Raw genomic sequence first — 12,929 nt, 5'->3', positions numbered from 1 at the left:
ATACCGCCGATACGGCTGGCTTCACTTATTGCCAGTAAGCGGGCTAAATCATCCTGATGCAGGCACGGACGTGCGGCATCATGCACCAGTACCCACTGAGCCTCCCCTGCTGCTTGCAAACCGGCAAGGACAGAATCAGCACGCTCGTTGCCGCCATCCACTACGGTAATTTGCGGGTGCGCAGCAAGTGGAAGTTGGGCAAAGCGACTGTCGCCTGGGCTGATAGCGATGACGACTCGCGTCACCCGGGGATGAGCCAGCAGCGCATCCACCGAGTGTTCAAGAATGGTTTTATTGCCAATAGAGAGATACTGCTTAGGACACTCTGTTTGCATTCGGCGGCCAAACCCGGCAGCCGGCACCACGGCGCAAACGTCCAATAAAGTGGCTGCCATGTTAAATCCCTGGACGGTTTATCGATTGTTTTGCCCTGCAGTCTGAGCACGTTTAGACGCGTCAGGCACCAGACGATAAAAGGTTTCGCCCGGCTTAGTCATACTGAGTTCGTTGCGCGCACGCTCCTCAATAGCCTCTTGTCCGCCATTGAGATCGTCAATTTCAGCAAAGAGCTGATCGTTACGCGCTTTAAGTTTCGCGTTTGTAGCTTGCTGCGCAGCAACATCATCGTTGACGCGACTATAGTCATGTATGCCGTTCTTACCGAACCACAGCGAATACTGCAGCCAGACTAATAAAGCCAGCAACAGCAGCGTTAGTTTACCCATCCTGCCCCCTGAAAAACGGCATTTACATCCCATAACTTCCGCAGACAACTTTACATCAACGGTCGGGAATGCCGCGACAACGCGGGCAAATGTACCACATTTGCCCGTTGTTACGTATACCCCGTGTAAGGAGAACATAATCTCATTGTTGGTTACGGTTTGAATTAGAGCTGCCGGTATGCGGCACCACTCACCATGAAAAAAGGGAAGTGAACCTAGCCCAGCAGCCACAGGAACAATGCGCCAAACATCGACCCGACCACCAGCAGGGTAAACGTAACGCTTAGCAGCAGCCGTCCCTGCATAAGCGAATGAAGGGCAATACCCGCCACAATGGCGACGGGCAGCAACGCGAGGAAAAAGGGCCAGGTATAAATGAAAAAAAACAGTGTATTAGGGCCATACATCAGACACGGGAATCCCAGCGCCAACAACCACGCAATAAAACCGACCACGGCCCCCGGTAGTGACCAGGTGGTTTCGTCGTCGGCGGCGAAGGTATCTGACTCTGTAATAGTAATGTTATGGCTGTTACGCATATCTAATCCTGTGACCGTGACTGACCGGGCATGTGAGCTCGGGTGTCTCAGGATCTGATAATATCTTCCTGCCTCAGCAGGTCTAATAATTGGGGTACCAAATTTGTTACCAATTGTTCACCATCAAGATGAATTTCTGGCGATTCAGGCGCTTCGTATACCGAGTCAATGCCAGTAAAATTGCGCAACTCACCCGCCCGCGCTTTTTTATACAGCCCTTTTGGATCACGTGATTCACAGGTCGCCAGCGGCGTATCGACAAACACCTCGATAAAACGCCCTTCGCCAACCCGCTCACGAACCATTTTGCGCTCGGCGCGATGCGGTGAAATAAAGGCGGTCAACACCACAAGGCCCGCATCCACCATCAGGTTAGCCACCTCACCAACCCGACGAATATTCTCCTTACGATCGGCATCGCTAAATCCAAGATCGCTACACAGACCGTGGCGCACGTTATCGCCATCCAGCAGATAAGTGCTAACCCCCAGCTTGTGCAACGCTTCTTCCAGCGCTCCCGCCACCGTGGATTTACCCGAACCAGAGAGTCCGGTGAACCACAGCACAACACCACGATGCCCGTGGTGTTGCTCCCGCTGTTGCGGCGTAACAGGATGGGCATGCCAGACGACGTTTTCGTCATGCAGCGCCATTATTTTCCTCCCAGCAGATCGCGCGCACCCCAGTGTGGGAAATGGCGACGCACCAGCGCATTAAGCTCCAGCTCAAACGCGCTGAACTGGGATGTCGTGGCCTGCTCCTGGACGATCGGCTTGCGTACCAGTCCAGCCCCGACGGTAACATTAGTCAGACGGTCAATGATAATCAGGCCGCCCGTGACCGGATTATGCTGATAGGTATCCAGCACCAGCGGTTCATCAAAGGTCAGATTAACCAGGCCGATGCCGTTTAGCGGCAGCGCTTCAACGTCACGTTGGGTAAGGTTATTAATATCGACCTGATACTCCACGCTATCAACACGCGCACGCGTCTTCTTGCCCGCCACTTTGATGTCATAGCTCTGCCCTGGCGACAACGGTTGTTCCGCCATCCACACCACATCAACGGCAGCGCTTTGTACCGCCGGCAACGCTTCACCGGCATCAAGTAACAGGTCGCCACGGCTGATATCGATCTCATCTTTCAGCACCAGGGTGATCGCTTCCCCTGCATGCGCTTCCTGCAAGTCGCCATCGAAGGTCACGATCCGCGCTACGCTGGACTCAACGCCGGACGGTAGCACTTTGACGCGCTGTCCCACCTTCACACTACCGGAGGCCAACGTTCCGGCATAACCACGAAAATCAAGATTTGGGCGGTTCACATACTGCACCGGGAATCGCATCGGCTGAGTATCGACAACGCGCTGGATTTCAACAGTTTCAAGCACTTCCAGCAGCGTCGGGCCGCTGTACCACGGCATGCTGAAACTTTGCGACGCCACGTTGTCACCTTCCAGTGCTGAAAGCGGTACAAAACGGATATCCAGGTTGCCCGGCAACTGCTCTGCAAAGGTCAGATAATCTTCACGAATCCGGTTAAATGTCTCTTCGCTAAAATCCACCAGATCCATTTTGTTGATCGCAACGATCAGATGTTTTATTCCCAACAGCGTGGAGATAAAGCTGTGACGACGCGTCTGATCCAGCACGCCTTTACGTGCATCGATCAGCAGGATCGCCAGATCGCAGGTCGACGCACCGGTTGCCATATTGCGGGTGTACTGCTCATGGCCGGGGGTATCCGCAATGATAAATTTACGCTTCTCGGTAGAGAAATAACGGTAAGCCACGTCGATGGTGATGCCCTGCTCACGCTCGGCCTGCAAGCCATCAACCAACAGCGCCAGATCGAGCTTTTCGCCCTGGGTGCCGTGACGTTTGCTGTCGTTGTGCAGCGATGAAAGCTGATCTTCATAAATCTGACGCGTGTCGTGCAGCAGGCGACCAATCAGGGTACTTTTCCCGTCATCCACGCTACCGCAGGTTAAAAAGCGCAGCAGACTTTTGTGTTGCTGGGCAACCATCCAGGCTTCAACGCCGCCTTCATTAGCAATTTGTTGTGCAAGTGTCGTATTCATGGCGGCTCCTTAGAAATACCCCTGACGTTTCTTCAGCTCCATGGAGCCCGCCTGGTCGCGGTCAATCACGCGCCCCTGACGTTCACTGGTGGTTGAGACCAGCATCTCTTCGATAATTTCCGGCAGCGTCTGCGCGTCCGACTCCACCGCGCCAGTGAGCGGCCAGCAGCCGAGCGTGCGGAAACGCACCATGCGTTTTTTAATCACTTCACCGGGTTGTAGATCGATTCTGTCGTCATCAATCATCATCAACATGCCATCGCGCTCAAGCACCGGACGCTCTGCGGCAAGGTACAGCGGAACAATGTCGATGTTCTCCAGCCAGATGTACTGCCAGATATCCTGTTCCGTCCAGTTAGAGAGCGGGAATACGCGAATGCTTTCGCCTTTGTTAATCTGGCCGTTGTAGTTATGCCACAGCTCCGGACGCTGGTTTTTCGGGTCCCAGCGATGAAAACGATCGCGGAAGGAATAGATGCGCTCTTTCGCGCGCGATTTCTCTTCATCACGGCGTGCGCCACCGAATGCTGCGTCAAAACCGTATTTGTTCAGCGCCTGCTTCAACCCCTCGGTTTTCATAATGTCGGTATGCTTGGCGCTACCATGGACAAACGGGTTGATGCCCATCGCCACCCCTTCCGGGTTTTTATGCACCAGAAGTTCGCAGCCGTAGGCTTTTGCCGTACGGTCACGAAACTCATACATCTCGCTGAATTTCCAGCCGGTATCAACGTGTAGCAGAGGAAACGGCAGTGAACCAGGATAAAACGCTTTGCGCGCCAGATGCAGCATTACGCTGGAATCCTTGCCGATGGAATACATCATCACCGGATTCGAAAACTCGGCGGCCACCTCACGAATGATATGGATGCTCTCCGCTTCCAGTTGCCGCAGGTGGGTAAGTCGTTTTTGATCCATAACCGTTCCTATGTATTGCCGTTATTTTGCTAACGAAGTTCAGATAACCTGACTATAGGGAGGGCAAGAGAGCGAATGAAATTACGAATTGGAATGAGTAGTTCCTCAAAGGAATAACGATTTGGAAAAGCAAAGTTCAAAAAGTGCTTAAGCCGCCGGATTTCGGGCATTTAGGAGCAAATGAAATTGTTTTACCTCGATCACAGTTTCATACTAGCGACTGAAAATTTCTGCTTGGTATTTAAGGACTCATTATGTTTTCCGCAACGCGCCACCTTATTGCTGCCATGGCGCTCGGCGCGTGTTTTATCCTTCCTGCACAGGCAACATCCTCCAGACCTGGAGATATCGCAAATACTCAGGCCCGATATATCGCAACATTCTTCCCTGGCCGCGTGACGGGCTCTCCGGCAGAAATGCTATCTGCTGATTATTTACGTCAGCAATTTCAGCAGATGGGCTATCGCAGTGATATTCGAACGTTTAATAGCCGTTATGTTTATACCGCCAAAGACAACCGTAAGAACTGGCATAACGTTACGGGCAGCACCGTCATTGCAGCGCATGAAGGCAAAGCGCCGCAGCAGATTATTATCATGGCACACCTCGACACTTACGCCGCGCTGAGCGATGCCGATTCCGATGCTAATCTGGGCGGGTTAACCTTACAGGGCATCGACGATAACGCCGCAGGTTTGGGTGTCATGCTGGAATTGGCTGAAAAACTTAAAAATGTGCCGACACAGTACGGCATTCGGTTTATCGCCACCAGCGGCGAGGAAGAAGGCAAACTCGGCGCAGAAAATATCCTCAAGCGCATGAGTGCGGCTGAGAAGAAAAATACGCTGCTGGTTATCAACCTCGATAACCTGATCGTCGGGGATAAGCTCTACTTCAATAGTGGGAAAAGAACCCCGGAAGCCGTACGAAAACTGACGCGCGACCGGGCGCTGGCAATTGCACACAGCCGCGGTATCGTCGCCAGTACCAACCCGGGCCTGAACAAAGACTATCCGAAAGGAACCGGATGTTGTAACGATGCCGAGGTCTTCGACAAAGCGGGAATCGCCGTGCTCTCGGTAGAAGCAACCAACTGGAACCTGGGTAAAAAAGACGGCTATCAGCAACGCGCTAAAACCGCCTCTTTCCCCGCAGGTAACAGCTGGCACGACGTGCGTCTGGACAACCAGCAGCATATTGATAAAGCGCTTCCAGGCCGGATTGAACATCGCAGCCGCGACGTCGTACGCATCATGCTGCCGCTGGTAAAAGAACTGGCGAAAGCAGGTAAATCCTGAAGAAGAAGCCCGGTAAAATGTAAACGTTACCGGGCTTTTAGCCGTTACCCTTCGTGCAGCCCGCACTCTCTTTTCAGCCCAAAGAACCGCGTCTCTTCTTCCGCCATCCCCGGCTCCCATTTGCGGGTGGTATGGGTATCGCCGACTGACAGATAGCCTTGATCCCACAGTGGATGATACTTCAGACCGTGTTTTTGCAGATACTGGTATACCGTACGGTTGTCCCAGTCGATAATCGGCAGCACTTTAAATACGCCACGCTGAATAGCCAATACCGGTAAATGTGCACGGCTACCGGACTGTTCGCGGCGCAGGCCGGCAAACCAGGTTTGTGCGTTGAGCTCTTTCAGCGCCCGGTTCATCGGCTCAACCTTGTTGATGTCATTGTATTTCTCAATGCCCTCAACGCCCTGCTCCCACAGCTTGCCGTAGCGTGCTTCCTGCCAGGCAGCGCTCTCTTTCGCGCGATAAACCTGGAGATTCAGCTTGAGTTTGTCCGTTAACTCGTCAATAAACTGGTAGGTTTCCGGGAACAGATAACCGGTATCGGTCAGGATCACCGGGATATCCGGGCGAACCTGGTTCACCAGATGCAGGCTGACCGCCGCCTGAATACCGAAGCTTGATGACAGAACATATTCGCCGGGCAGGTTTTCCAGCGCCCACGCCACACGATCCTCGGCACTCAGTTTTTCCAGTTCGGAGTTGGTTTCTGCCAGCGCTAATACGCGTTCGACTTTTGGCAGTTCATTCAGCGCATTTAGATCGAGTTTGGACATAAGTTCCTCGCTGTATGCCTTGCCTGATGGCGCTGCGCTTATCAGGCCTACGCGGTTGGTAGGCCGGATAAGGCATTTATGCCGCCATCCGGCAAATTCAGGTTATTCCCAGAAATCACGCGCTGGATCGAGCACCGGGCGAATGATGCCCGCACGCACCGTAAAGTCGCCGAAGCCTTCACCCGCTTCACGCTCTTTCGCCCAGCGCCCAACCAGTTCGTCAACGGCGTCGAGAATTTCCGATTCCGTAATGTTTTCGCGATACATACGCGGAATACGTGTTCCCATGCGGTTACCGCCCAGGTGCACGTTGTAGCGCCCCGGCGCTTTGCCCACCAGCCCCAGCTCGGCCAGCATTGCGCGGCCACAGCCGTTCGGGCATCCCGTCACACGCATCACGATATGCTCGTCAGGAATGCCGTGTTTTTCCAGAATCGCTTCCACTTTGTCGGTGAACGACGGCAGGAAACGCTCGGCTTCGGCCATCGCCAGCGGACAGGTCGGGAACGACACGCAGGCCATCGAGTTTTCACGCTGCGGTTTCACCGAATTCATCAGCCCATGATCGCGCGCCAGCTTCTCTACCTTCGCTTTCTGGCTTTCCGGTACACCGGCAATAATCAGGTTCTGGTTAGCGGTAATACGGAAATCGCCTTTGTGGATCTTCGCGATCTCCAACAAGCCGGTTTTCAGCGGACGGCCCGGGTAATCCAGAATACGGCCATTTTCAATAAACAGCGTCAGATGCCAGTTATTGTCGATCCCTTTCACCCAACCAATCCTGTCGCCACGACCGGTGAACTCGTATGGGCGGATCGGCTCAAATTTGATCCCCGCACGACGCTCCACTTCCTCTTTGAACGTGTCGATACCAACGCGTTCAAGGGTGTATTTGGTTTTAGCGTTTTTACGGTCGGTACGGTTGCCCCAGTCACGCTGCGTCGTCACCACCGCTTCCGCCACCGCCAGCGTGTGTTCAAGCGGCAGATAGCCAAATTCGCTCGCCGTACGGGCGTAGGTTTTCTTATTGCCATGCTCAATCGACAAACCACCGCCGACCAACAGATTAAAGCCTACCAGCTTGCCGTTTTCGGCAATCGCCACGAAGTTCATGTCGTTGGCGTGCAGATCGATATCGTTCTGCGGCGGGATGACGACTGTGGTTTTAAACTTACGCGGCAGATAGGTCGCCCCGAGGATCGGTTCTTCGTCGGTAGTAGCAACTTTTTCCTGATCGAGCCAGATCTCGGCATAGGCACGAGTGCGCGGCAGCAGATGCTCGGAAATCTTTTTCGCCCACTCGTAGGCTTCGGCGTGCAGCTGCGATTCATACGGGTTGGAGGTGCACAGCACGTTACGGTTCATGTCGTTGGCGGTCGCCAGTGCGTCCAGCCCCACCGAATGCAGCATCTGATGCACCGGCTTCACGTTCTTCTTCAGAATGCCATGGAACTGAAAGGTCTGACGGTTGGTCAGACGAATACTGCCGTAAATGGTGTTATCAGCGGCAAATTTGTCGATGGCCTTCCACTGGGTTGGGGTGATCACCCCGCCCGGCAGACGGCAGCGTAGCAGCATCGCGTGACGCGGCTCCAGCTTCTGCTCGGCACGTTCGGCGCGAATATCGCGGTCGTCCTGCTGGTACATGCCGTGGAAACGGATCAGCAGAAAGTTATCGCCATGGAAGCCGCCGGTCAGGCCGTCGTTCAGGTCTTCCGCGATGGTGCCGCGCAGGAAATTACTTTCACGCTTCATGCGCTCGGCGTCAGTCAGTTTGCCTTCGACCACTAAAGGCCCTGGGTATTTTTCGCTCATTAGTAGACATCTCGCTGATAACGGCGCTCAACGCGCAGCTCACTTAAAAATTCATCCGCCGCTTCGATGTCCATTGCACCGAATTCAGCAATCACTTCCAGCAATGCCTGCTCAACGTCTTTCGCCATGCGATTAGCGTCGCCGCAGACATAAATGTGGGCACCGTCATTGATCCAGCGCCACAGTTCCGCGCCCTGTTGGCGCAGTTTGTCTTGTACGTAGATTTTTTCTTTTTGGTCACGCGACCAGGCGAGATCGATCCGGCTCAACACGCCCTCTTTGACGTAGCGCTGCCATTCCACCTGATACAGGAAATCCTCGGTGAAGTGCGGGTTGCCGAAGAACAACCAGTTTTTACCTTCTGCGCCATCGGCAGCACGCTGCTGCATAAAGGCACGGAACGGTGCGATACCGGTACCCGGGCCAATCATGATCACCGGCGTCTGCGGGTTCGCCGGCAGGCGGAAGTTGTCGTTATGTTCGATGAAGACGCGAACTTCGCCTTCTTCTTCCACACGATCGGCGAGGAAGCTGGAGGCACCACCGGCGCGGGCGCGGCCTTCAATGTCGTAACGCACGACGCCAACAGTCACGTGCACTTCACTTTCGACTTCCGCCTGGGAGGAAGCAATGGAGTACAGACGCGGGGTCAGCGGGCGCAGAAGATCAACTAACGCCTGAGCGTCCAGTTGTGCCGGGGAGAAACGCACCATATCGACGATTGGCGTGGTGGCGGCGTAATGCTGCAACTGCGTTTTATCGCCCACCAGCGGCAGCAGCGATTCACTGCGCGTCAGCGTGGCGTAGTTTTCCACGATATTGGCGGTGTTGACCGTCAGCTCAAAGTGCCACTGTAAAGCTTCCGCCAGCGGCAGCGTTTTGCCATTAACCGTGACCGGTTCATCACCCTTCAGCCACAGCAGCTCTGCCAGCTCTTTAACCAGCGCAGGATCGTTCTGATACCACACGCCCAGCGCGTCGCCCGGCTGGTAGCGCAGGCCGGAATCGCCGAGATCGATTTCGATATGGCGCACATCTTTTAGCGAGTCGCGACCGGTGATTTTCTGATTCACCGCAAGTGACGCCGCCAGCGGCGCTTCTTTGGTGTACGGGCTGGTGTGTACTTCGTTTACCGCACCACTCGCAGCAACTTGCACAGACGGTGCAGCCGGCGCACGCGCTTTCAGAACCTCAACCAGACGCTCACGCCACTGCGCGGCAGCGGCCTGGTATTCGACATCAGCATCCACCCGATCCAGCAGGCGCTCGCCACCCAGTTCAGCCAGCCTGCTGTCGAAATCTTTCCCCGCCTTGCAGAAGAACTCATAGGAGGTATCGCCCAAACCAAATATGGCAAAAGCAGTGTTCTCAAGCTTCGGCGCTTTTTTCGAAAACAGGAATTTATGCAGCGCCACGGCTTCTTCCGCCGGTTCACCTTCCCCTTGCGTCGACGCCACCACGATCAGCAATTTTTCATTGGCGATTTGTTTGAATTTATAGTCGCCAGCGTTGATCAGAGTGACGTTGAGCTTCGCAGCGATCAGATCATCGCGCAGAACTTCCGCCACACGACGCGCATTACCGGTTTGCGAGGCGGAGATAAGCGTAATACCGGGCACTTCAGCAGCAGGCGCAGGAGCCGCCACATTGCTGCCAGGCTGCTGATTCAGCACGCCCCAGAAATAGCCAGAAACCCACGCGAGCTGTGCGGGAGTGAAGTCAGTCGTGGCTGCCTGAAGGCGTGCCAGTTGCTCCGGATTTAGCGGTAGCAAAGCGGAAGGTGGGGCCTGTGTCGTCATGCGTTGTCATGTTCCAGTAAGCAAAGCGGATTTCAGCAATAAAACCCAAACTGAAGATAAGGTTAACGGCGGGGATAGTAACAATTAAAGAAGGGATAGAAATAACAAATAACCAAATGGACTAACCTGTTTTAGTTATAGTCATTAACGACAAAAACGATTTAATAACTACATGATATATAAGTAGTTATCAAACATTAACAACGTAAATATGACGTTCTGATGCTTAGCGCCCTTTTAACTAATGATAAAAATTGTACTTTACGGTACCCTACGGCGGTTTTTCGCATTCTTGAGAGTAAAAAATGTCCACCACCTTGTTTAAAGATTTCACCTTCGAAGCCGCTCACCGCCTGCCGCATGTACCAGAAGGGCATAAATGTGGCCGCCTGCATGGTCACTCATTTATGGTGCGTCTTGAAATTACCGGTGAAGTCGATCCGCATACCGGTTGGATCATGGATTTTTCTGAGTTAAAAGCGGCGTTTAAGCCGACCTACGACAGACTCGATCACTACTATCTGAACGATATTCAGGGCCTCGAAAACCCAACCAGTGAAGTGCTGGCAAAATGGATTTGGGAGCAGGTTAAACCGGTGGTTCCACTGCTGAGCGCAGTAATGGTAAAAGAAACCTGCACAGCAGGCTGCGTGTATCGCGGCGAGTGATCCCGACCTTGCCGGATGGCGACGCACCGCGACTGATCCCGGCCTACCTTATTAGCAAGCGTAGGCCGGACAAGCGAAGCGCCCCGGCAAAACTTATCAGGCAATATTCAGATATTTGTGGGTTTGCATCGACAAACGCCAGTTGCGCGCAATACAGGTATCAATACACAAACGCGTTGCATCTTCTTTCTGACTGATTGGCTGTAAGGCGATGATGCGTGGTTTTTCGTCGCTCAACGTGGCCAACAGTTCGTCCAGCGCTTCAATATCGCGAACGCGACCAACCGGATGTTTGATTTCATTCGCGCGCTCCAGCGCCTGCGACAGCACATCATAACCGCCGCGCATATTTACCTTCGGCGATACGGTCACCCAGGTATTCGGCGTACAGCGCACTTCATGGGTGCCGCTGGTTTCAATCTGGCAGCTAAAGCCGTTCTTTTCCAGCAGGTCAGTCAGCGGCATCAGGTCATGAATGCAGGGCTCACCACCGGTTATCACCACATGACGAGCGGTATAGCCCTGACGCTGAATAACAGCCAGCAGATCTTCACTGCTCGCCGCACCCCATTTATCACTCTCTTTCGTCTTAGCCAGGATGCTGTACAGGGAGACTTCCCGATCCTCAAGCTTATCCCAGGTGTGTTTGGTATCGCACCAGGCACAGCCAACCGGGCATCCCTGTAAACGAATAAAAATGGCGGGGACGCCGGTAAAGTAACCCTCACCTTGCAGGGTCTGGAACATCTCGTTAATCGGGTACTGCATAGTCATCTCTGTTTAGGGTTATGGACGCGTATTATTGCAGATTTGCACGCTCAGGTCTTGCCCCCGGCTGCGCTGTCCCCTGAGTTAAAAATCATGAAACATGATCTCGTGTTTGCGCCTGCAATGATCGAATAGCTGTGATTTAATTTTATAGCTGTTCAGGCAGCGTTTTGATGTAACAAAATATTATTGATAATGACCTTATAAAAATAGTATAAATATTTTAAAAGTAAAATATTTCAAGCATGTACAAACGGAAACATGAAATTATGAATTTATTAGCATCACGCATAGTCAAATTCGATCCGCGATATCTTTTTATATTAGAATAGGCTTAAGAAACCTAAGCTTACGCTAATTTTCCATTTAATCTCCGTTTAATTATCCGCGCCTAGAATCCAGTCAACCACCCCTAATGAGACTGCATTCATGAATACACTATTAATTACTGGCGCAACCGGTTTTTTGGGCGGAGCCGTTTTAGAAAACATTCTGAATCAGACAAATGGATTTAATCTGCTGCTTTTAGTTCGTGCCAGTAATGATGTATCTGCGCTGGAACGGATAAAGGAAAATCTGCGCAAATTCAATATTGCAGAAGAAAAACTGGCCACACTTAGCCCGCGGAATATCCTGTTGGGTGATTTAGTAGAACCTGAAGCGTTTCTTAACGACCCGCGTCTGGGCCAGGTTACTCATGTCATCAATTGCGCCGCCGTCGCCTCTTTTGGCAACAACCCGCTTATCTGGAAAGTCAATGTCGAAGGAACGCTGAAGTTCACCCGGAGAATGGCCTGTGTCGGCAGCCTGCAGCGTTTTCTTCACGTTGGTACAGCAATGTCATGCTCCCCAGACCCCGATTCACTGGTGGCCGAAAGTGCAGAGTTTCGCGAGCGTGCTGAGCATCTGGTTGAGTATACGCACTCTAAATCCACGATAGAACGTCTGATGCAACAGGAATGCCCAACATTACCACTGGTTATCGCGAGGCCTTCGATCGTTGTTGGCCATACTCATCACGGCTGTAAACCCTCCAGCAGTATTTTCTGGGTATTCAGCATGGGTCTGATGCTACAAAAATTTATGTGTTCGATGGAAGACCGTATTGACGTGATCCCGGTTGATTATTGCGCCGATGCATTGCTGATGTTACTGAGCAGTCCACTTGCTCGCGGTGAAGTGGTGCACATCTCAGCAGGAGAAGAAAATAGCGTGAGGTTTGCAGATATTGATAACGCGATGGCATCTGCGCTGGAACAAGCTCCCGTCGGCAATAAATACGCACAGGTCAGCTATGAAACGCTGGTCCAAATGCGCCGTGAACTGAAGAATATTTTTGGCCCCTGCAACGAACGACTAATGCTGAAAGCCATGCGTCTTTACGGCGCGTTCGCAACGCTGAACGTGCGATTCAGCAATGATAAGCTGCTCAGCATGGGGATGCCGAAGCCGCCGCGTTTTACCGATTACATTGAGCGCTGTGTACAGACGACACGTGGGCTGACTATTCCACAGCAAATGGCAGTGGACTTTAAATAGG

At 52.9% G+C, this 12,929-nt stretch carries 13 protein-coding genes; 3 read left to right on the top strand and 10 right to left on the bottom strand.

What is annotated here, in order from left to right:
* The 6 genes from FDX03_RS23460 to cysD all read right to left on the bottom strand — a co-directional run.
* On the bottom strand, positions 1–395 hold a 395-nt coding region (locus FDX03_RS23460; protein ID WP_249357073.1), incomplete at its 3' end, for a 2-C-methyl-D-erythritol 4-phosphate cytidylyltransferase.
* A gap of 18 nt (positions 396–413) precedes the next feature.
* Positions 414–725 (bottom strand): cell division protein FtsB, encoded by a 312-nt coding sequence (gene ftsB / locus FDX03_RS15010; protein WP_003034163.1) that lies wholly within the window; start codon positions 723–725, stop codon positions 414–416.
* A gap of 215 nt (positions 726–940) precedes the next feature.
* Positions 941–1,264 (bottom strand): DUF3561 family protein, encoded by a 324-nt coding sequence (locus tag FDX03_RS15005; protein WP_048213060.1) that lies wholly within the window; start codon positions 1,262–1,264, stop codon positions 941–943.
* 47 nt (positions 1,265–1,311) lie between these two features.
* Entirely contained in the window at positions 1,312–1,917 is a 606-nt protein-coding gene (cysC, locus tag FDX03_RS15000) for an adenylyl-sulfate kinase (protein ID WP_048213061.1), read from the bottom strand.
* Entirely contained in the window at positions 1,917–3,344 is a 1,428-nt protein-coding gene (gene cysN, locus FDX03_RS14995) for a sulfate adenylyltransferase subunit CysN (protein WP_115642965.1), read from the bottom strand. The genes cysC and cysN overlap by 1 nt, the downstream gene beginning before the upstream one ends.
* 9 nt (positions 3,345–3,353) lie before the next feature.
* Positions 3,354–4,262 carry a sulfate adenylyltransferase subunit CysD gene (cysD, locus tag FDX03_RS14990; protein ID WP_005130891.1) on the bottom strand — a complete coding sequence of 303 codons (909 nt, stop codon included), beginning with the start codon at positions 4,260–4,262 and terminating at the stop codon, positions 3,354–3,356.
* A gap of 254 nt (positions 4,263–4,516) precedes the next feature.
* Here cysD and FDX03_RS14985 point away from each other — a divergent pair, with 254 nt between their 5' ends.
* Positions 4,517–5,560, top strand: a complete 1,044-nt coding sequence (locus FDX03_RS14985; RefSeq protein WP_061068477.1) for an aminopeptidase — start codon at positions 4,517–4,519, stop codon at positions 5,558–5,560.
* A gap of 44 nt (positions 5,561–5,604) precedes the next feature.
* On the opposite strand, the gene cysH is transcribed toward FDX03_RS14985, so the two are convergent.
* From cysH to cysJ, 3 genes are all read right to left on the bottom strand, one after another.
* Positions 5,605–6,339, bottom strand: a complete 735-nt coding sequence (cysH, locus tag FDX03_RS14980) for a phosphoadenosine phosphosulfate reductase (protein ID WP_137346136.1) — start codon at positions 6,337–6,339, stop codon at positions 5,605–5,607.
* 102 nt (positions 6,340–6,441) lie between these two features.
* Positions 6,442–8,154: an assimilatory sulfite reductase (NADPH) hemoprotein subunit gene (gene cysI / locus FDX03_RS14975; protein WP_124020849.1), complete on the bottom strand. Its 1,713-nt coding sequence runs from the start codon at positions 8,152–8,154 to the stop codon at positions 6,442–6,444.
* Entirely contained in the window at positions 8,154–9,953 is a 1,800-nt protein-coding gene (gene cysJ, locus FDX03_RS14970) for an NADPH-dependent assimilatory sulfite reductase flavoprotein subunit (RefSeq protein ID WP_137346135.1), read from the bottom strand. The genes cysI and cysJ overlap by 1 nt, the downstream gene beginning before the upstream one ends.
* 305 nt (positions 9,954–10,258) lie before the next feature.
* Between cysJ and queD the strand changes: the two genes are divergently transcribed.
* Positions 10,259–10,621, top strand: coding sequence for a 6-carboxytetrahydropterin synthase QueD (gene queD, locus FDX03_RS14965; protein WP_115601560.1), 363 nt, complete (start codon positions 10,259–10,261; stop codon positions 10,619–10,621).
* Positions 10,622–10,717: 96 nt separating this feature from the next.
* Here queD and queE read toward each other — a convergent pair whose 3' ends face one another.
* On the bottom strand, positions 10,718–11,389 hold the full coding sequence (gene queE, locus FDX03_RS14960) for a 7-carboxy-7-deazaguanine synthase QueE (protein WP_048213069.1): 672 nt from the start codon (positions 11,387–11,389) through the stop codon (positions 10,718–10,720).
* Positions 11,390–11,818: 429 nt separating this feature from the next.
* Between queE and FDX03_RS14955 the strand changes: the two genes are divergently transcribed.
* A complete protein-coding gene (locus tag FDX03_RS14955) occupies positions 11,819–12,928 on the top strand; it encodes an SDR family oxidoreductase (protein WP_137346134.1) in 1,110 nt (369 codons plus the stop codon).
* Position 12,929: the final 1 nt, after the last annotated feature.

The sequence above is a fragment of the Citrobacter sp. wls827 genome, from assembly GCF_005280875.1.
In the GTDB taxonomy this organism is placed as follows: Bacteria; Pseudomonadota; Gammaproteobacteria; order Enterobacterales; family Enterobacteriaceae; genus Citrobacter; species Citrobacter youngae.
The sequence above is the reverse complement of the archived record's forward strand: the minus strand, read 5'-3'. Positions and strand labels throughout refer to the sequence as shown.